21 protein-coding genes are annotated in these 20,143 nt (G+C 42.3%); 9 read left to right on the top strand and 12 right to left on the bottom strand.

Annotated elements, in window-relative coordinates; all coding sequences use genetic code 11:
* Window positions 1-41: 41 nt before the first annotated feature.
* On the bottom strand, window positions 42-1,397 hold the full coding sequence (locus FPZ44_RS07855; RefSeq protein ID WP_261378244.1) for an MFS transporter: 1,356 nt from the start codon (window positions 1,395-1,397) through the stop codon (window positions 42-44).
* Window positions 1,398-1,616: 219 nt separating this feature from the next.
* Here FPZ44_RS07855 and FPZ44_RS07850 point away from each other — a divergent pair, with 219 nt between their 5' ends.
* Window positions 1,617-2,168 carry a PadR family transcriptional regulator gene (locus FPZ44_RS07850; protein WP_144989014.1) on the top strand — a complete coding sequence of 184 codons (552 nt, stop codon included), beginning with the start codon at window positions 1,617-1,619 and terminating at the stop codon, window positions 2,166-2,168.
* Window positions 2,169-2,217: 49 nt separating this feature from the next.
* Here the strand turns inward: FPZ44_RS07850 and FPZ44_RS07845 are convergent, their stop codons facing one another.
* Window positions 2,218-2,757 carry a DUF309 domain-containing protein gene (locus tag FPZ44_RS07845; RefSeq protein ID WP_144989012.1) on the bottom strand — a complete coding sequence of 180 codons (540 nt, stop codon included), beginning with the start codon at window positions 2,755-2,757 and terminating at the stop codon, window positions 2,218-2,220.
* A gap of 157 nt (window positions 2,758-2,914) precedes the next feature.
* On the opposite strand from FPZ44_RS07845, the gene FPZ44_RS07840 reads away from it, so the two are divergent.
* The 3 genes from FPZ44_RS07840 to FPZ44_RS07830 all read left to right on the top strand — a co-directional run bounded on the left by FPZ44_RS07840 (window position 2,915) and on the right by FPZ44_RS07830 (window position 4,128).
* The gene (locus tag FPZ44_RS07840) at window positions 2,915-3,355 is read left to right on the top strand and encodes a hypothetical protein (RefSeq protein WP_144989010.1); all 441 of its coding nucleotides are present in this window, start codon (window positions 2,915-2,917) and stop codon (window positions 3,353-3,355) included.
* Window positions 3,355-3,648 (top strand): YxcD family protein, encoded by a 294-nt coding sequence (locus tag FPZ44_RS07835; protein WP_144989008.1) that lies wholly within the window; start codon window positions 3,355-3,357, stop codon window positions 3,646-3,648. The genes FPZ44_RS07840 and FPZ44_RS07835 overlap by 1 nt, the downstream gene beginning before the upstream one ends.
* A gap of 240 nt (window positions 3,649-3,888) precedes the next feature.
* A complete protein-coding gene (locus tag FPZ44_RS07830) occupies window positions 3,889-4,128 on the top strand; it encodes a 3-dehydroquinate dehydratase (RefSeq protein WP_144989006.1) in 240 nt (79 codons plus the stop codon).
* A 70-nt stretch (window positions 4,129-4,198) separates the two neighbouring features.
* Here FPZ44_RS07830 and FPZ44_RS07825 read toward each other — a convergent pair whose 3' ends face one another.
* The 3 genes from FPZ44_RS07825 to FPZ44_RS07815 form a co-directional block, all read right to left on the bottom strand.
* The gene (locus FPZ44_RS07825) at window positions 4,199-5,122 is read right to left on the bottom strand and encodes a YncE family protein (RefSeq protein WP_144989004.1); all 924 of its coding nucleotides are present in this window, start codon (window positions 5,120-5,122) and stop codon (window positions 4,199-4,201) included.
* Between the two features lie 58 nt (window positions 5,123-5,180).
* Window positions 5,181-5,804 carry a DUF1796 family putative cysteine peptidase gene (locus FPZ44_RS07820; protein WP_186785952.1) on the bottom strand — a complete coding sequence of 208 codons (624 nt, stop codon included), beginning with the start codon at window positions 5,802-5,804 and terminating at the stop codon, window positions 5,181-5,183.
* A 138-nt stretch (window positions 5,805-5,942) separates the two neighbouring features.
* Window positions 5,943-6,356, bottom strand: coding sequence for a hypothetical protein (locus FPZ44_RS07815; protein ID WP_144989000.1), 414 nt, complete (start codon window positions 6,354-6,356; stop codon window positions 5,943-5,945).
* 181 nt (window positions 6,357-6,537) lie between these two features.
* Here FPZ44_RS07815 and FPZ44_RS07810 point away from each other — a divergent pair, with 181 nt between their 5' ends.
* Entirely contained in the window at window positions 6,538-6,858 is a 321-nt protein-coding gene (locus FPZ44_RS07810; RefSeq protein ID WP_144988999.1) for a helix-turn-helix domain-containing protein, read from the top strand.
* On the opposite strand, the gene FPZ44_RS07805 is transcribed toward FPZ44_RS07810, so the two are convergent.
* Entirely contained in the window at window positions 6,853-8,808 is a 1,956-nt protein-coding gene (locus FPZ44_RS07805) for a sensor histidine kinase (RefSeq protein WP_261378243.1), read from the bottom strand. The two genes, FPZ44_RS07810 and FPZ44_RS07805, sit on opposite strands and share 6 nt — an antisense overlap.
* Before the next feature lie 262 nt (window positions 8,809-9,070).
* Between FPZ44_RS07805 and FPZ44_RS07800 the strand changes: the two genes are divergently transcribed.
* The 3 genes from FPZ44_RS07800 to FPZ44_RS07790 all read left to right on the top strand — a co-directional run bounded on the left by FPZ44_RS07800 (window position 9,071) and on the right by FPZ44_RS07790 (window position 11,447).
* Entirely contained in the window at window positions 9,071-9,769 is a 699-nt protein-coding gene (locus tag FPZ44_RS07800) for a response regulator transcription factor (protein ID WP_144988996.1), read from the top strand.
* Between the two features lie 110 nt (window positions 9,770-9,879).
* Entirely contained in the window at window positions 9,880-10,749 is an 870-nt protein-coding gene (locus tag FPZ44_RS07795) for a class I SAM-dependent methyltransferase (protein ID WP_144988993.1), read from the top strand.
* Window positions 10,749-11,447, top strand: a complete 699-nt coding sequence (locus FPZ44_RS07790) for an RluA family pseudouridine synthase (RefSeq protein WP_144988991.1) — start codon at window positions 10,749-10,751, stop codon at window positions 11,445-11,447. The genes FPZ44_RS07795 and FPZ44_RS07790 overlap by 1 nt, the downstream gene beginning before the upstream one ends.
* A 278-nt stretch (window positions 11,448-11,725) precedes the next feature.
* Here FPZ44_RS07790 and FPZ44_RS07785 read toward each other — a convergent pair whose 3' ends face one another.
* A complete protein-coding gene (locus FPZ44_RS07785) occupies window positions 11,726-12,223 on the bottom strand; it encodes a MarR family winged helix-turn-helix transcriptional regulator (protein ID WP_144988988.1) in 498 nt (165 codons plus the stop codon).
* Between the two features lie 219 nt (window positions 12,224-12,442).
* On the opposite strand from FPZ44_RS07785, the gene FPZ44_RS26385 reads away from it, so the two are divergent.
* Window positions 12,443-12,610: a hypothetical protein gene (locus FPZ44_RS26385; RefSeq protein ID WP_169449346.1), complete on the top strand. Its 168-nt coding sequence runs from the start codon at window positions 12,443-12,445 to the stop codon at window positions 12,608-12,610.
* A 12-nt stretch (window positions 12,611-12,622) separates the two neighbouring features.
* On the opposite strand, the gene parC is transcribed toward FPZ44_RS26385, so the two are convergent.
* The 5 genes from parC to FPZ44_RS07760 form a co-directional block, all read right to left on the bottom strand.
* On the bottom strand, window positions 12,623-15,073 hold the full coding sequence (parC, locus tag FPZ44_RS07780; protein WP_144988985.1) for a DNA topoisomerase IV subunit A: 2,451 nt from the start codon (window positions 15,071-15,073) through the stop codon (window positions 12,623-12,625).
* 14 nt (window positions 15,074-15,087) lie between these two features.
* Window positions 15,088-17,073: a DNA topoisomerase IV subunit B gene (gene parE, locus FPZ44_RS07775; RefSeq protein ID WP_144988982.1), complete on the bottom strand. Its 1,986-nt coding sequence runs from the start codon at window positions 17,071-17,073 to the stop codon at window positions 15,088-15,090.
* A 147-nt stretch (window positions 17,074-17,220) separates the two neighbouring features.
* Window positions 17,221-18,201: an ABC transporter permease gene (locus FPZ44_RS07770; RefSeq protein ID WP_144988978.1), complete on the bottom strand. Its 981-nt coding sequence runs from the start codon at window positions 18,199-18,201 to the stop codon at window positions 17,221-17,223.
* Between the two features lies 1 nt (window position 18,202).
* Window positions 18,203-19,168 carry an ABC transporter ATP-binding protein gene (locus FPZ44_RS07765; protein ID WP_144988976.1) on the bottom strand — a complete coding sequence of 322 codons (966 nt, stop codon included), beginning with the start codon at window positions 19,166-19,168 and terminating at the stop codon, window positions 18,203-18,205.
* A 64-nt stretch (window positions 19,169-19,232) separates the two neighbouring features.
* Entirely contained in the window at window positions 19,233-20,045 is an 813-nt protein-coding gene (locus FPZ44_RS07760) for a GDSL-type esterase/lipase family protein (protein WP_261378242.1), read from the bottom strand.
* Window positions 20,046-20,143: the final 98 nt, after the last annotated feature.

The raw sequence follows: 20,143 nt of genomic DNA, 5'->3' as shown, positions 1-20,143 counted from the left end.
TCTGTTGCAGTCTTCAAATTATAGTTATTATAGTTATGCCGCTATCCACCGTTCATTATAGGCGATGCTGGTGACATTTGTCTCCTATTGTTACGTAATAGCCACCATATTGGAATTAACATGAGTATAAATACGATCGAAACCCAAAAAGCGGCTTGAATACGGCTTACGGTCACTAACGTTCCTTCAACGGAATTGTGACCCAACATGACAATTGACGAATATATAGCTATTGAGCAGGCACTTAACAATTGCTTCAGCCAATTGGACAGAGCTGATCCTTGAGCTATATGTTCATTTGCCAGACAAACCATGCCCATATGATTGCCGGGGGTCGTTACTAAGCTAACACCAACGCTGCGAATAAACATCGCACTGATGATCGAAAGAACCGAGGCACCGCTATCCAGAGAAGCTAACAGCAGTGATCCAATAAGCATTAGCAACAATCCTGAAAACATGAGTCTCAACGGCCCTACCACATCATACAATCTCCCAACTACTGGTGCAAGCAAGACCATGATGAACGAGGGAAACAGCATGATCCAGCCGCTGTCAGCCGCGTTCCATCCTTGTACATCCATCAAATAGAGCGGAATCAAGTATGTACCTGCATAAAGCGCCAGCGTTACGATCCCATTCCATAACATTGTAAGCGTCCATAGTCGATATTTGAATAATGGCCAATGAAGTAAGGGCTGCTTATCTGCTGCACTAATTTGAACAAGTCGTACGAGCATTCCTCCTCCTGCCAACGCGACCATACCATAACCCCAGCCGGCTCCAATCCAATAATGCACTTGACTTAAGCCAATAATTACACTTGCACTTCCCGTACCAGCGAGAATGAATTGTCTCAATGGGAAAGGAGTGTAGGATGTGGATATAGATTGTCGGGGTATTCGGCGAAGACAGCCTAACATAAACATACTGAGTAATCCCGAGAACAGAAATAAACTTGACCACCCAAACTGAACGTACAGCCATCCACTTATAACAGGGCCAACAGCAGGTCCCAGCATGGCTGCCATCGACCACCAGCCCATCGCTAATGCTCTTTTTTGTTCAGGTAAGTATTGATAGATCAGAGAAACGGTTAACGGTGTAATCATTCCCGCGCATAGCCCCAACACGATACGGATGCCAACGATTGATCCCCAATCTGTTAATAGGCCTCCAACAACTGAAGCTATCGCAGATAGGGCCGTCACAACCACTAGCACCCTGCGTATCCCCCACCGCTTCACCATGTATCCAGATAACGTCATCGAAACACCTGCCGCAGCCATAAATCCAATTAAAGACCATTGAGCATAATCAACGGTTAAGCCCCAATGGGCCTTCCAGATCGGAATCATGACCGTATAACCGCTTATTCCATACATCGACATGAACACGCCAATTAGAGCACATAACAAAAGCGAAATTTCTAATATTTTTCTGTTATGTATAAAAATCCGCCCCTTTTCAACTTAATCTCGACTTTTATGATTAAAATACTTGCCTATTAGATTTTTTTTCTTATAATGTAGTTGTTCCCATCTCGCACGGCACGTTCAGTGAGGTACATGTATGGATGAACGATATCAACTTCGAATTAGGAAGGAGTTCCTGATATGTTAAATACGTTATCCTATGGTTTGTTGGGCTTGTTAGCCAAAGAGCCGTGTTCTGGGTATGATTTAATGCTGCGTATTCAACCATTCTGGCAAGCGAAACATAGTCAAATTTATCCGTTGCTCGCCAAGCTGGAACGTGAGAACTACGTACAATATGAACGCATCGAGCAAAGAGACAAGCCTGATAAGAAAGTGTACACGATAACCGATGTGGGACGTGAAGCTGTTATGGAGTGGCTTGGCGAACCGCCAGCCGAAACCGCTTTCCGTGACGAATTAAGCCTAAAAGCAAATTGCATCTGGATGACTGACCGCAATACAGCAGCCCCTCTATTCCTCGCTCGCATGAAGCAGCTAGAGACCAAGATTGCCTATTACGAAAAGTTATTGACTCGCATCCCTGAAGAAGAGCGTCATATTCGTTCCAAACATTTTGGAGATTATATTTTGTTGAATCGTGCGGTTTCTCTCGCAGAAGGACAAATCGAGTGGTGTAATTGGGTTATTCAAATGCTTGAGGACGGACAAGATGTGTTAACAAGCGATTAATTAAAGTGAGAACAACCGCAGATTATCCCAACGGACACTGCGGTTGTTATTATTGCTGTCTTTGCTGCATCGCAGCATGACGAGCTGCAATGACTTCTGAACGGTCTCTAAGACTGTGACGATGAATGAGATCTTCACTCCAGATGGGAGGATCCAGCTTCCAGTCCAGAGATTCGCTGAGGCACTGCGCTTTGCACTGCTCCAAAAGACTTTCATCTGAGATAGGAAGATTCATCACTTCAAAAACTTCGACGTGATTAGATTGTATACTTTGTTCAGCATCTTTCTTAACTTTCTCAACACGTTGTTTAATTTGCACGAACAGCTTTTCTTTATCCAAGCCTATAGAACACCAATCTAAATCTTTGGCATCACTTTGAACGAGAGTCAGCATTTTAAGAGCCCCTTTGCTGTTTCCTCTTCGCTCATGGTACAGTCCAACTGCAATTCTTACGAGTGATAGCCATAATGCCCGTTTATTCGCATCTGTCTCGGCCTTCCACATTTCTTCCATAATTTCATGGCATTCGAACCAGTCACGTGTAACGTGAAACTCTATTAAATAACGAACATAATCGTGATTATACATATGTCACCAGCTTCCCACAGAGCATTATTTTTACCTATATTCAACTTCCATGATTATTGTAACAATTACAAATGTTTTTTGAAACCATTCGTAACTTTATCCGTAAACAATCTTAAGGAAAACAAAATTATATGATTCATCATCTGAGGAGGCAATTATGCGTAAATTAATGGCAGCTTTCATGGCTATTACACTTCTATTCGCCGTAACGGCACCTGGTATCGTTGATGCTAAGAAGCGCAGCGGTGGCGGTTTCAGCTCTGGAGTTAAGAAATACAACCCAGCGCCGACAAAGAACGATTCCGGCGTATCTTCTACGAACAAAGCAAACCAACCAACGAACAAAGCTACAACAACAACTCCACCAAAGACTTCTAAGCCTAGCTTTGGCGGCAGCTTCCTTAAAGGGATGATGATTGGTGGACTTGCTGGAATGCTATTTGGCGGATTGTTCGGTGACTTGGGAATGTTGGGTAACATTCTAGGCCTTATGGTTAACGTATTTGCAATCGTGCTTCTATTCATGGTTGGATCCATCATATTCCGCAAGTGGCGCGATCAACGTAAAGCTCGTTCTTCACACGGAGGATTCAACTAATGACACTGCGATTGTCTATGGACGAGCTTGTTAATGCAGTGTGTCTCAATATGGCAATGCGCCGACAAGTTCAACCTGCAGATGTCGAGGTAGAATTATGCTGGGATGAAGAATACGGCTTTACAGCTCAAGTATGGATTCAAGGTCGACAGCAATATTTAGTAGAGATGAATCTACTAGAAGCGATTGAGCAATATGTTCATCAACAATACGGACATCGTGTTTTCCGTTCTGATATCAAGCTTGATCTCAATGATGATGAAATGTGGGCTGACATTAACGTCTCCGCTTAATCATCACTATAGCAACATTCTATAAAGAAGCGACTTTCTACGATGTTACATCGATAGAAAGTCGCTTTTTTAATTTGCTGTATGTTGGCAGATTGACGTAAAATCCGCTTCTATTAAATAATTTTAATCAAAAACGCTAGTTTTGTTACAACATTGTCTTCTCTTTTTAAGGTTGGTTTAATGTTGACTGTTTATTATAAAGTCATAGGTAACATATACGTTGTAATGGAGGTACATTCTATGTTGAAGAAAACCGTATATATTGAATTTCAAGATCGCCAAATCCCAGTGTTTTGCACAACTATTTCACATAAGAACACATTCTCGCTACTTAAAGATGCATTGAATCGTAAGCTATTCTCAGGCAAACGTGCCATTAAGAAATGTCTTGATACACTAATCAGTATTGAGATTGTTGGCTCAGAAGCTATCTTACACTCGAAGTGGGAAAATGACACACTTGCTTTATCTTTGTACTAATTTGTACTAAGTAGAACTAAGCGGTATTTAACTAACGACCCCGACTAATGAGTCTGTCACACTCTGAAGCTCACTTTCCATTGAGTGCAACGACACGGAGTGGCTTGCCCGGCAACGGCGTAATAGGCAACATGGTCTCGCTGTTTATGTTCCACCAAGCGATATATGGGTCTATACTTACGCCTGACAGAAGAATGTAATGATTAACCCAACGATGAATACGAATAGAAGAATGGCGCGTTGCTCCTTCAAGAGTAATGCGCTTTCTTATTTTACCATCTAGCATCCCCCGCATTTCAAGCGCAGCATCATCTGCACAGTAGATGAGCAATTGCTCAGGATGATCCCGTGAGGTTACGATTTGCTCAGGCCCTTCCCCAGTATGAATGAGTCGTGAAGGAACGTGCAGCGAATTCAGGTTCCAAATGCGCAATGAATTCTCCATGGCACTACATGCGTATATTAAGCTATTATCAACACTTACGCCTGCATCTGCCACCAATGCGCCAGATGGGATTGTATGTGTTATTTCTCCAGTCGCAATATCTAATATCTTCATTGTCGACGAGGTATGGCTCGTAAATAGTATCCTTTTCCCGTCTTGCAACGAACGCATTAGATGCGGTATAAAGCCGATACCATATGGTCCACTCACATGTACCTTCTTTTCTTTTAAAGCAATTAAACGTAATTGTTGAGATGCTGCGACCATTCCTGCAAAGCAACTTTCTTCAAACTCTTTCGTAAATGATATAATGCTGTCAAAGGGATAGCTCTCGTCTTCTACTGTATAACGCTCAACCTGACCAGTCAAAAGACATAACTGTATCCATTGCCTTCCACCCTGCTCCATTACTGTTAAATGATTTCCATGATCCTCTTTTTCTAAAGCGATTAACCTGCCTTGCCTCCACTCCCAGCGCCAAACTATCTTTAAGTTCTCATCTAAGAGAACAATCTTATTGGGCTCACATAATACAGCGAATCGGATCATACGCATCACCTGTATAATTAAAGTATTGCTCACGCTCATTCATACCATTTTATCTTCCTTATTCCTCTATCAGTAACACTTCGCAAGCTAGTTTCACCCAAGCGTCGTCATTTCCATACCATGACGGACCAGTTGGCATGAGATATTGCAACGTGCTTTTATGCTTGGCAATCAGCTCTGGTTGTTTACATGCATGAGACTCCTTTATTAACAACAATTCGAACGGAAATTGGCGTGCCGTAGTTATCGCGTTTTCTAAAATCGGTATGTCCTGATGTTCATAGCCCATCCTTATTAGTGTAACTGGCTTATCCATCCTCAAATCATCTAAAAATCTACGAATTCTTTTCTGCAAGGTTTGATAATAAAGCTCATAGTTATACAAAGGGGATTCTCCCTCAACAATAGGAAAGTCATGAAAGGAATGACAATTCCATTTTCGATCTACTACATGGTAGTACAACCCATTGTCAGTGATACCGAGAATATCCAAATTGTCTCGTTCCATAAACGAAGAGAAATTAGATTGAATAAGTGAAGCTGTCAACCCTGCATCAGGCATTGCGAACCAGTCTAATGGATAAGCAGCTTGTCGCAAACCTAAGCGTCTTATTTGATAAGCTACCGAACAATCCCCACCTAAGCCGATAACAACACGATTATAACTAGAGCAGCCTCTCACTATCCGACCCCCTTCCTCTGTTCTGTATATTATGCAGCTCAAACGACAAGCGAATGTGTATACAACGCGGCCACATAAGAAAAGGGGATGAGCCCAATGGCCCTCCCCTATCTAAACCTAATAAACATGAGACAACAATTAGTTAGAAGAAGCTACTGCGCTAAAGCTTTCTGGACCTGTGCGATTCGCGAGATTGATACCACTACCGAGAACAAAGGCAGAATAGATTGGGAAGCTAGGAGTTGTTGGAACGTTAAAGTCAGTTGCTGAAACCGTAAAAGTAAGGGTATCCAAAGCGTTAACAGGAAGTGCCGTTGTGGCCGAATAAATTAGAGTTGTGTCCCGGAAGATCAGAATAGTAACCGTTCCTAATACCGCTAACAATGTGGTAACTCCAACGGTTGCACTCAACTCTACTCGAGTATTTGTTGTAGCTGTTGCTAGATTTATTCCTAGTGTACCAAATAGAGCAGGGGTTGCAGTTAGTGGAACCGCAATGGAACCTGCATAACTCGCATTTTGCGAAACTTGACTATCTACAAATGTAGACATTGGCTTCACCTCCACTATTACTATATGTATTTTATAAACTCTCGCTTGGACCAATGCTAGACTTATAAAAAAATAGACAGCAAAATATTCTTGACACGATACATTTTGTATCATAAAGTACAACTATCAGCTACATAATTCCCCATATCTGACTAATCTAATAAACGAAGGAGTATCTCATATGACGATCGGAGAAAGATTGCGACGCTTGCGTATTTCTCGCAAACTATCGCAAGAGGAAGTAGCAAGATATATTGGCGTGACACGCTCGGCATACAGCCATTACGAGATTAATAGCCGTCAGCCTGTTTATGATACAGTTCGTAAACTATCGAATTTATTCGATGTATCCATTGATTATCTTATAAACTCCGACCTGCAAGATCATGAGCCTCAAGAAACAAAAAGACTGCTTCAACTATGGCAAGCCATGGATGAGCAGTCACGCGAGCAAACTCTTCATATGATGCACGCTATGAAACAATCTAATTCAAAATTATAAATCATACACAGGAAGCTCAATATGAAAAGTACTTCCTTGTCCATATGAACTCTGCGCCCATATTCGACCATGGTGAAGTTCTACAATTTCTTTGGCAATAGATAAGCCTAACCCACTGCCACCTACAGCTGAATTGCGAGATTTATCTCTTTTATAAAAGCGATCAAAAATATAGGGCAAGTCTTCCGGATCAATTCCAACCCCTGTATCGTTAATTGAAATCTGTATGCATGATTTAGATATCACATATTGAAAGCGTATGCTAATCTTTCCTCCGGTTGGGGTGAACTTGACGGCATTGTATATTATATTATCAAATACTTGTATCATTCTGTCCAAGTCCATTCTAAGATTCAAACTTACCGGAGGGGCATCTCGATACGTCAAATTGTAACAAGCAAACAGCAGACCCCTTGCACGCAATTCTAATTCATACTGTTCTTCAATATGGGAAATGAAACGCTCCAAACGCACATCTACCATTTCAACGTTGACCTGGCGAGCCTCCAACTTAGATAATTCAAACAAATCCTCAATCAAATGATTTAAGCTATTCACTTTGTTAAGCATCAGTTTCATATATTTTTTTTGTTCGTCAGGCTCAACAATGACATCGTCATAGAGTGCTTCCAAATATCCTCTAATTAACGTCATCGGAGTTCGCAAGTCATGAGATATATTCGATAACAAATGTCTTCGCGAGCGTTCCATTCGTTCCAGCTCATCATTTTTGGATTCTAAGCTTTCATTCATCCGCACTAATTCTGAAGTACGATGTTCAATCCTCGTTTCAAGCCCAGCATTTAACTCTCGCAATTCGTAGTAGAGCGATTCTACATCCCCCATTGCCTTTGAAATACGTCTAGACAGCATTAAAGAGTGTATGAATACGCAAACGACAAGACCAAATGGAGCCAAATCACGAATAGGAGCAAACCCTTGATAGTATAAAATATCGTTAAAAATAAGAACCGCAAAAATAATAAATCCTAATAATGTAATCGTGGCCCCCGTCCGCTGACTCTGGATTGCGCGAACCGTGACGATGATTGAAAAAACGACTGCAAAAACGATATAAATTTGGTACATAATAAGAATCGATGTAAAGAATAATGAAGATAGAGTCAAGCTAATGAGCAAAAATACAAAACCAGACCCAATCAATGTGTAGTAGTACTTTTGAAGTGTATCTTCCTTAAATAAATAATGGACAAAGCTGACACCTGCCATTACAGCTATCGTAATTAGACAATAATCCAGTCTTATGACACCAGTCCATCGATACCATGAGGTCCAATACATAAGCATCACATCGCCTAAAGTGAGCATTCTTACAGCAATAGCGATACAAAGTAGACCAAAAAAGAATGTAAACTTTTCTTTACGCCGCCCCATAAACATTCCAAACTGATACAGACCAATAATAAACAAGCATCCGAAAATAAGGGAATCCTTCGCCGTCTCCAGCTTGCTTTTACGGGTCATTTGATTCACAGTGCCAATCTCCGGTGCAACTGAAATCCCACCCTTATAATGAGCAAAGTTTGCTACCTGTATGACGATGTCCAGTTTGTCTTTTGGTGCAGGAATCATAATTAATCGATTTCTGAAAGAAGGGACGGCTTCTTCAGCGTTATTTGCCACTACACCTTCTTTTATGTAAAGCTTACCATTGATCCAAATATTATAGGAGCTGAATGTGCCTGGCATCCATAAACCAAGAAGGACTTCAGATGAGTTCTTAAATATTTGAATTCGATAAGAAGCGTAGCCTGTACCGCTAAGCGGCACCCCATTCAGTTCAACTTGATTCCACAACTTAGGGACCGATACATAGTGCTGATCTTTGCCTGTGGCGAACATTTCTGGTGTACGCAGCTCATTCCAATTAAACTCCCATTTTCCATTAAGAGTAACAGGTCCGTCTCTTTCAAAATTCCAAGTTTTCAAGTTCAGTACACCATACTGTACTTGTGGTGCAATTTTGGAATACGAGATATCTCCTATAAGTTGAATCACAATGACAACTAATACCGCTAGTGCTACAAATGCATGAAAGGATAGCTTTTTAATGCGAAAACACCCCCAGTACACTTACTCGCTGCAATATATAAACCAATACTTGGCTCATTCGACAACTGCTCTCACTTACTGAGTTGTCATCTTCTACCATTGTTCGCTATAATATGAGATGTGGAGGTGAATAGCCAAGATGAGTACTTCTAGAATACTTGTAGTAGATGATGAAACTGAGATTACAGAGTTAATCTCCTTGTATTTAAGACGGGAAGGATTCCAGGTCATAATTGCTGACAATGGCTATGACGCACTGCAGCTCGCCGCTGAAGTGAAGCCCGATCTTATTATACTTGATATTTTACTAAAATCATTAGACGGGATTGAAGTTTGTAAAGAAATTAGAAAGACTTCAAACGTCCCCGTCCTCTTTATCAGTTGTAAAAGCGATGACGTTGATATTATTTTAGGTCTGACCATTGGCGGAGATGACTACATAACAAAACCATTTAGTCCAAGCCAATTAGTTGCGCGAGTAAAGGCGCATCTTCGACGTACGACTTTGCATAAATCAGCAGAAAACAACAGCACACTACTTGCCTACCCCGGTTTAGAAATCGATCTCAATAGTCATACTGTCAAAACAAATGGACGTCTCATCTCTTTATCATCCAAAGAGTTCGACTTGCTTTCCCACTTAGCTCAGACTCCGAATAAAGTTTTTCGTTTGGAACAATTGTACCAGCTAATTTGGAATTCAGAAAGCTTTGGCGATACAAGAACGTTAATGGTTCATATAAGCAATCTTCGTAAAAAAATAGAACCCGATCCCACCAACCCGCGATATATTGTAACGGTTAGAGGTGTAGGCTACAAATTCCTTGCGAATGAGTAGCTTTTTTATCTATGTCTCACCTTTCCTTATCTCACAGTAGAATGAACCCCTTCTTTTGTAGTACAATAAGATTTAGTGATTTTTTTGATGATAAGGAAGGAAGACTGAATATGCTATACATGGAGCAAAACTGGAAAGACTACGAATTAATAGATACTGGCAATGGTGAAAAATTGGAGCGCTGGGGCGATGTCGTTCTGCGTCGTCCAGATCCGCAAATTATATGGCCGATCTCTAATGAGAATCATCAATGGAAAAATGTACACGGACATTATTCTCGCAGTTCTTCTGGTGGTGGACAATGGAACATGAAGAAGCCTATCCCAGATCGCTGGTCGATTCAATACCGTGATTTGAAGTTCCATATCAAGCCAACTAGCTTTAAACATACGGGACTATTCCCTGAACAAGCAGTGAACTGGGCATGGATGATGGACAAAATAGCAAATGCGAATCGTCCCATTAAAGTGCTTAATCTGTTCGCTTATACGGGTGGAGCTACTTTAGCATGCGCTTCAGCAGGAGCAGAGGTCTGTCATGTCGATGCAGCTAAAGGCATGGTTCAGTGGGCAAAAGAAAATGCTCAGCTATCTGGCCTTGCAGACCGTCCTATACGTTTTATTACGGATGATGTATTCAAGTTCGTACAGCGTGAGCAGCGTCGTGGCAATAAATACGATGCGATTATTATGGACCCGCCTTCTTATGGCCGCGGACCTAATGGTGAAACGTGGAAACTAGAAGAAAGTCTCTATCCATTCTTGGAATTCTGTACAACAATTATGTCGGACAATCCTTTGTTCATGTTAATTAACTCCTATACGACAGGTCTTTCCCCGACTGTATTGGAAAATTTATTAACAATGACGATGAAAAATCGTTATGAGGGAAAAATTACATGCGGTGAGATCGGATTGCCAATTACAAACTCCGGCATGGTGCTGCCTTGCGGTATATTAGGACGTTGGGAGTCTTCATAATGAGTAACTCCTACCCATCTGTCCCCATTCTTTTTGAGGATAATCATATTCTTGTTGTAGAAAAGCCTGTGAACATATTGTCACAGGCTGATTCTACTCAAGATGTAGATATGCTCACCATACTTAAACATGATGTGAAAGCTCGCTATAACAAGCCTGGCAATGTGTATATGGGGCTCGTACATCGACTAGATCGTCCTGTAGGTGGAGCAATGGTATTTGCCAAGACGTCCAAAGCAGCTTCCCGCTTGTCTGATACCGTTCGCAAGCATGAGCTAGACAAGCAGTATGTAACGGTCGTACACGGCCGTCCTGCCTCTTCCTCGGGAAGCCTGATACATTATTTGCTGAAAGACACACGCACAAATAACGTGAGTGCTGTACCCGCTCATGCACCAGGAGCCAAAGAAGCTCGTTTGGACTATGAAGTGTTAGAGCATAAGGACGGGCTGTCCCTAATACGCATTCAGCTTCATACAGGCAGATCACATCAAATTCGAGTTCAAATGCAAACGATTGGCTGCCCGCTGTATGGAGATCAACGATATGGGGCTAGTGTGAACAAGCCAGGTCAGCAAATTGCCTTGTGGTCCTACAAACTAGCATTCCCACATCCAACATTGAAGGAACAGATGAGCTTCACATGCAGTCCCCCACAAGTTTATCCGTGGGATATGTGGGGGAGTTTGCAGCGTTAAGATACAATAGCCAACGCATGTATAACTGTTCCTGCAGAAGCAAGACAATTAGTAAACGTTCTACTATGTACAAACAATAGGTTGCGGCGGCTGTGCTTATGTCACAGCTACTGCAACCTATTATTTGTTACTTTGAAAAAATTTTAATTTTATAATAACTAACGAAGTATGCCTGCTTACTTACTATATTCATTGTATATAACTAAATAGGAATACAAGCCATGATAGTAAATAGATAAGGGGCATAGCTTCAAGCTGCTAATCCCAGGATGTCAAAATTACTTATGAGCGGATTCAGGCAAAGAAGAAGCTAATACGCTAGTCAACTCCGCTGATTGTTTCTTCGTTGAGTTCGTGAGTTGATCGATCGGTGATTGAGTGAGCTTATGGAGTAATAACAATAACAGTTGTTGATTGTGTGATGATATTCGACTTAATAGTTCATTCCAGTAAGATTCACGGGCAGCCAAACCTCTGTTCATTTCTTGTTCCCCGAAAGAAGTTAAACTGACCCATACGATACGTCGATCTTCTTTATCGCGTTCGCGGCTGATTAATGCATTCTTCTCCATGCGGTCTAACAATGTCGTGACAGCTGCTGCTGTCGTTTCTAAATAAGGAATTAAAGCAGAAGGCTTTAACCGCTTATGCTCCGACACCTTTTCCAATACAATAAGTTGACTGTCCGTCAAACTAGGGGCTAACGCCTCGTCCATAACGTTGCGATAATCTTTCGTTAATTTAGACCATACTTTCGCAAAATCGTGAGCATGCATTCGATCACCCTCTCCAACACTGTCCCGTTCCTCCAAAAACAACTAAATTATACCACAGTTGTCATTCATGGTCACGTTTCCTTTCACATATGTTTACAAATGCAACAAATCAAAACCGTTCAGCATAATGTCAAACTTGTCATATTGTTCACACTGCGCCTAATACCTTCATACAATAAAGTAGGCAATCTCATTTCTGAAAACGAAAGGAGCATGAGGATGGATACGTGGAAGCTGGACTTATTCAACCGCGCAGTACGTGCCGGCATTATAAAAGACCCACAGTGGCAAGACCGATTGGATGAACCGGTACCACTGTGGGTCGTGTTAGAGCTAACTATGAAATTGAATGAACTGTTAGACCCGCCTCATAAACCTTATGACTGATCCAGCATCGTTCTATTCATGCTGAGGAGGATGGAGCGCAAATACATCGATCAACTGCTCATCCTTCTCCAATGGAAGCAATACTTTACCTATAGACTTACGATCCATTAGCGGAGCCCGCTCGGTTAACACAGATAGCATACGACCACCATTGGTTAAAGCTATGATTGGATAAGCTTCTTTACTAAAGAATGCGCCCATAATAACTGAACCATTTGGTTTTACACGTTTGCCTTCTTTGAACTCAAAGCTAGCCATCCCTTTGCCGCCTCGACCTTGCTGGACATAATCCAGCAGTAAAGAGCGCTTGCCCCACCCTAAATCGGTTAAGATCGTAATTTCCCCTTCATCTCCATGCACGCTAAGCGCAGTTGCAATACAATCGTCATCCTTCAGCTGGATGCCACGTACACCAGCAGCTGCTCGTCCCATCGGATTGATTTCATTTTCTGCAAAACGAATGGACATGCCTTGCTTCGTGACAAGAAGCAAATCATTGGACATATCTGAACCATAAACATGGATAATCTCATCATGGTCAGCCACTTTACATGCGACGACAGCAGCACTTCGATTTGTTTCATACTCTTTAAGCAACGTACGCTTGACTTGACCTCGCTTCGTAACGAATACGAGTGATTGCGATTCATCTTCGAATGACTTGACTGGAATTACACTGACAAGTCGATCCTCTTTAGCAATTGGAATCACGTTGACAATAGCTGTTCCATTGTCTTTCCACTTAAACTCAGGCACAAGATGTACAGGGAGTGAGAAGTATTGACCCCGTTGTGTAAACAACAACAATCGATCAAGTGTGTTCACTTCGAACACATGCCTGATTTGGTCCCCTTCCTTCACACCGGAGCCGTTCCATTCTCCGCCAGAACGATTAAATGAAAGCATACTCGTACGCTTAACATAACCATCGTTTGAAACCGTTACGATGACATCTTCGGAATTCACCATAACTTCAAGATTGACTTTAATCTCTTCAATTTCGCCTTGTACAACTGAACGACGATCGATGCCAAAACGATTGCGGATGTCTGTCATTTCTTTCTTTATCACTTGCAGCAGCTTGCGCTCGTTACTTAAAATAAGTTGGAGATCTTCTACCTTTTTCTTAATTTCATCGAGTTCTTTCGTTAATGACGTTAATTCTAAATTCGTTAAACGATACAACTGAAGGGTTAAGATTGCATCTGCTTGACGTTCTGTGAACCCGAATTGGTTAACGAGATTAAGTTGCGCATCTTGACGATTTTTCGATGCTTTAATCGTTGCGATTACTTCGTCCAAAATATTTAGCGCCTTAACTAAACCTTCTAATACGTGCGAACGATCTAACGCTTTATTCAAATCATATTGTGTACGAGCGGTTACCACATCACGCTGATGTTGAATATAAGCTTTCAATATTTGAATTATGCCAAGTTGCTGTGGCGCTTTATTCACGATCGCAACCATATTGAAGTTATAAGTAACTTGTAGATCCGTCTTCTTGAACAAATAGTTCAGAATCCCCTGCGCATCCGCTTCTTTCTTTAGCTCAACCACAATACGCAGTCCATCACGGCCACTCTCATCTCGAACTTCAGCAATCCCATCCACTTTCTTCTCCAAGCGAATGTTCTCCATAGCTGTAACAAGACGAGACTTTACAACTTGATATGGAATTTCCGTAATGACGATTTGTTGCTTGCCACCGCGCAAATCTTCGATTTCGGTCTTGGAGCGGATGTAAATTCGCCCTTTACCAGTCCGATACGCTTCACGTATTCCTTCTTCGCCCATAATAATGCCGCCGGTAGGGAAATCAGGACCTTGAACGATCTGCATGATTTCATCAAGTTCCATGAACGGTTTATCTATAAGAGCAACACAAGCATCGATAATTTCACGCAAACTATGTGTAGGTATCTCGGTAGCAAATCCCGACGAAATACCGCTGACACCGTTTACGAGCAAATTTGGGAAACGTGCAGGCAGAACGGACGGTTCTTCTGTCGTATTGTCAAAATTCGATCGAAAAGATACGGTATCTTTATCAATATCACGAAGCAATTCATTCGCAATTGGAGACAATCTTGCCTCTGTATAACGCATTGCTGCTGCTGGATCATCATCCAGTGAACCCCAGTTACCATGTCCATCTACAAGTACATGCGACATCTTCCAAGGTTGTGCCATACGAACCATTCCATCATAAATAGATGAGTCTCCGTGTGGGTGATAATTACCCATTACGTCACCGACGGTTTTCGCGGATTTGCGATAAGGCTTATCCGACGTGTTTCCAGACTCATACATAGAAAATAAAATGCGCCGTTGAACTGGCTTCAAGCCATCCCTAACATCTGGAATGGCTCTATCTTGTATAATGTATTTGGAGTATCTACCGAATCGGTCACCGACTACGTCTTCAAGAAACGCAGGCTTAAACTGTTCCGATACGCTCATCACTAATCACCCTTCTATTCTTCGAACTCCGTAAAGTCCACGTTCTCTACAATCCAACGCTTTCTCGGTTCGACTTTATCTCCCATTAGCGTCGATACTCGACGCTCCGCCTTAGCAGCATCCTCAATCTGTACCTGTAACAATGTTCGTGTTTCTGGATCCATCGTCGTTTCCCACAGTTGATCGGGATTCATCTCACCAAGTCCTTTATAGCGCTGAATTTCAGATTGTGAACCTAACTGTTTCAAGTAATTGTTCAGCTGCTCATCTGTCCATGCGTATCTAACAGAAGTGTGCTTCCCTTTTTTGTGAGTTATCTTGAACAGCGGCGGTTGAGCAATGTAAACTCGTCCCGCGTCAATTAATGGTTTCATATAGCGATAGAAGAATGTTAGCAGCAATACTTGGATATGTGCTCCATCCGTATCGGCATCGGTCATAATGATGATTTTGGAATAGTTGCATTCGTCCAGCTCAAACTCAGATCCAACGCCTGCTCCGATCGCGTGAATGATAGTCCGGTACTCGTCATTTTTAAGAATATCCGCAAGCTTGGACTTCTCTGGGTTCATCGGTTTACCTTTGAGCGGCAGGATTGCTTGTGTCTTAGAATCACGCCCTTGCTTCGCAGATCCACCTGCTGAATCACCCTCGACGATAAACAGCTCAGTACGAGTAGCGTCTTTGGATTGTGCTGGTGTCAGCTTGCCACCCAAATTCGTACTCTCGCTGCGCTTTCTGCCCGAGCGTACTTCTTCTCTCGCTTTGCGCGCAGCTTCCCTAGCCTTAGAAGCTTGAACGGCCTTCTTAACCAACGATTGAGCAATTTGTGGATTCTCTTCTAGGAAGATTTGCATCTGCTCCGTTACGACGGCATCAACGACGCCACGTGCTGAAGCGCTGCCTAGTTGGTCTTTTGTCTGCCCGACAAATTCCACATCAGACATTTTCACGCTTACGATTGCCATCATACCTTCGCGCAAATCATTACCTTCGAGATTTTTATCTTTTTCCTTCAACAAGCTGCTTTTACGAGCATATTCATTCATCACTCGTGTATATGCCGTTTTGAAGCCGGTCTCGTGCGTACCGCCGCCTCTTGTTGAAATGGAGTTAACGAACGATGCAATCGTCTCCGTATATCCATCATTGTATTGCATCGCGATTTCTACTTCGATCTCGTCTCTTTCACCTGTGAAGTGAATCACTTCATGAAGTACACTTTTGTTCTCATTTAAGTACTGCACGAATTCACTTGCACCGCCAGCATAGCGGAACTGATCTTGCTTGCCAGAACGTTCGTCCTTTACATTGACTTCCAAGCCAGAATTCAGGAAGGCTATCTCCTGCAGACGCTCACTCAACGTATCAAAATTCAGATGAATATTGCCGTGAAATACTTTCGTATCAGGCTTAAAAGTTACTTTCGTTCCTGTGCGATTCGTATTTCCGGTAACTTCCAAGCCAGTAACAGGCTCACCTACATGCTCCATTCCAGCGGCATCCGTCCATGACTCAAAGCGTTGGCGATGAATCTTACCGTCTCGATAAATCTCTACTTGCAGCCATTCTGATAAAGCATTCGTAACCGAGGCACCAACCCCGTGCAATCCCCCGGATTTCTTATATCCTGCTCCACCGAACTTTCCACCTGCATGCAAGATCGTAAATACGACCTGTGGAGTCGGTACACCTGTCTTATGTATTCCCGTCGGAATACCACGTCCATTGTCTCGTACAGTCACGGAATTATCCGCGTGTATGGTGACATCTATAACAGAGCAGTATCTGGCAAGATGCTCATCGACGGCATTGTCCACGATTTCCCAAACAAGATGATGAAGACCCGAGGAGCTTGTACTTCCTATGTACATCCCCGGTCTCTTACGTACCGCTACAAGCCCTTCGAGCACTTGAATGTCGTCAGCGCCATATTCCATTATCGTGCCTGCACCTTGTTGCTCAGGCTTCCCGCCGAACATATCGACTTGGTCGACCATTCATGCTCCCCCTTTGTTTAAACTATTGATGATTATCGAATTTCCGAAATCAAAAGAAAATCTGTCGCACCCAGACGTCTTCGACAACGCCTCCAGCCTTTCGGCAACCGTCAGGATGCAAACAGATGTTTCGCTTTCTTAACTATTTTAATTCATCATGTCCTGTTTCGTAAAGACACTGAAAGCAATAAACAGTGCACAAATCGCCCATACGCTTAGTACAGCCAAGGAAAACGGAAGTGTCATACCGTCCACTGGCGTTGGAGTTCCTGCCAAATAATCCGTTAATTTCAAATTAATCATAAACAAATATTTTGCAGTTGGCCACGAAGCTGCCATATTATACAAAATTGTACCCGCAATGAGCGTAGCCATTAGTGTCACGATGCTGGCAGCTGTGCTGCGGACCAATACGGATATCATAAATCCAAGAGCAGCAACAACAATACTAGCAAACCAGATTAGCCCACATTGCATGAGTACATATAGCCATGCCGGCACGATATGAACATCATTATAATCTACACTCGTCCCCGATATATCAAAACCTGTAAATAACGGTATCGTCCAGCCTCCATATCCAAAGACGGCACCTGAAATGACATAAGAGAGCAGTGCGGTCACAAATACAATGATCCCCGTGAACATCATGAGCACTATCCATTTACTCATTAATATTTTCCATCTTCTCACAGGCCTAGTAAGCAGCATCTTAATCGTACCTGTAGAACGCTCGGAAGATACGATATCACTCGCAATAGCCATGACAAGCAGGGGTATAAATAGATTTACCGAATTGTCCATAAATGTACGTGTAAATGTTACACCATTGGGCTCTTTCGGATTGACATCATGATCAAGATAATATTGAAGCTGTTGCAATATAATTCTTCTGAACTTTTTCCATTCTTCAGGTACTCGGTCACTACCCAACGAGTTCTGCAAATCTGTAATTTGCTGCGTAAGTTCTCTACGCCAGTCCTGATCAAATTTCTCCAGACTATTTTGAGCCACTTTCATTTGCGCGTATGTAAACACAGGTATGAGTATTAGTAGAATAAGAAGTACGACATAGAAGCGTCGTTTCTTCAATACTTTTATCGTTTCATTCTGAATAAGCGCCAACATATTATTCGATGTGCCCCCCTTCTGTCATTTCTAAGAAGAGCTGCTCCAACGTAGGCATTACACGCTGAATACCATTCACATGTACACCATGCTCCAGCAACAGTCGATTCAAGTCAGCAATGTGATCCGGGTGTGTATCTGTCAACACGCGACTCTCTGGTAAACCTATCAATATAGACTCATCGATGATTGCATCTTTTTCATTTACAATACGAGTGAATCCACTCTGCTTCAAAACCTTTGCAGCCTGTTCTATATCGGATACAAACCATATCACATATTGATTTCTTCCAAGTAAAAGATTATTAACATCATCTACTGCGAGTACTTTACCATTGCTAATAATCGCAACACGATCACACATTAACTGAATTTCGCTGAGCAAATGACTTGATACAAATACAGCCATTCCGCTTTCGGCAAGCACACGGATAAATTGGCGCAACTCTTTAATACCTAACGGATCCAATCCATTTGTCGGCTCATCGAGAATAAGCAGCTTCGGTCGAACTAGCAACGCTTGTGCGATACCGAGACGCTGTCTCATACCTAGGGAATAAGTGCCTACTTTGTCGTGGATGCGTTTGGACATACCAACAATTGCAACTACTTCTTCGATCCGCTTCTCATCTACATCAGGTACCATTCGTGCAAACTGCTCTAAATTTTCCCAACCCGTTAAAAAGTTATACATTTCAGGGTTTTCAACAATAGCACCAACGAAACGAAGTGCTTTCTCTGGTTCTTTATTTACATCATAGCCACATACTTGAATTTTGCCTTCTGTCGGTTTAATGAGGTCCACCAACATACGTATCGTTGTTGTCTTCCCTGCACCGTTCGGACCAAGAAAGCCAAATATTTCACCTTTGTGCACGTCAAACGATACATCATGTATAATCCACTTCTTGCCCACACGCTTCTTCACTTGCTGTACGGACAAGACAGGAATCGACTGCTCCGTCATATGACCGCCTCCTGTTTACGTGACTAACGAGTCACTACGTTCAAATCGATTGCTTTCACTTTCCTTACTTGATACTTTGCACCACTCGTGTAGCAATCGCCTCATATCCTGCTCCATTCGGATGAAAATGATCAGAGGCCAAATACTTTCCTATATTACGTTCAAATAAATCTTGCGTCGGAATCATAATCATATTTGAATCTTTATTTATGGCATTAAACATCGTTTCATTCCATTGCTGCACGACTTCATTACCATCTTGATGCATTTCTTTCAAATCAGAAAATGGATTGTACAATCCCACATATACGATAAGCGCCGATTCATTCCATTTTCGAATCTGTTTCAGCACTTGGATCGCATCATTCGTCCCCTTCTCTACTTTCGCTTTGAGAGATTCTGCACTTAAGGGATTGTTGCTCATCTGATCATCGCGTGCACTTTGAAATAAATCATTCCCGCCTATTGTTAAAAAAATAACGTTCGCTTGCTTCAATGTATTGCCGACCGACTGCTGTTTCAAACGTTCAACAAGTTGATCCGCACGCTGTCCATTGATCGCTAAATTATTTACGAGATTAACTGGCTTGCTTTGTTCCTTAGACAGCTGAGCGACAGCACGACGAACATAACCTTGACCAGTCTCATCCCCTGTCCCACGCGTTAACGAGTCGCCTAAGGAGACAATGTTTATTTCTTTTTCCGAACGTTCTGTTTCAACAAGTGGTGCTTGGGACTCAGGTTTCTCCGTAAATGGTATGGATGCAGGAGCAACGATATCTGCGACACCCAAACCAAAGCCGAGGAGAAACAACAACGTCGTCCCTATTCCCCCCGCCATAACAACCGACCAAAGCCGAGACTGTTTTCGCTTCAAAAATACCCCTCGCTTCTTTGTTCAAATCACATCCGCTATGCAATCAACTAAGCACTTAAGTACGACTTTGCACATGACTACATCGCTTCATATCGATA

This window comes from Paenibacillus agilis (assembly GCF_007786455.1).
Classification (GTDB): domain Bacteria; phylum Bacillota; class Bacilli; order Paenibacillales; family Paenibacillaceae; genus Paenibacillus_B; species Paenibacillus_B agilis.
Note: the sequence above shows the minus strand (reverse complement) of the source record. Positions and strands in the feature narration are given on the sequence as shown.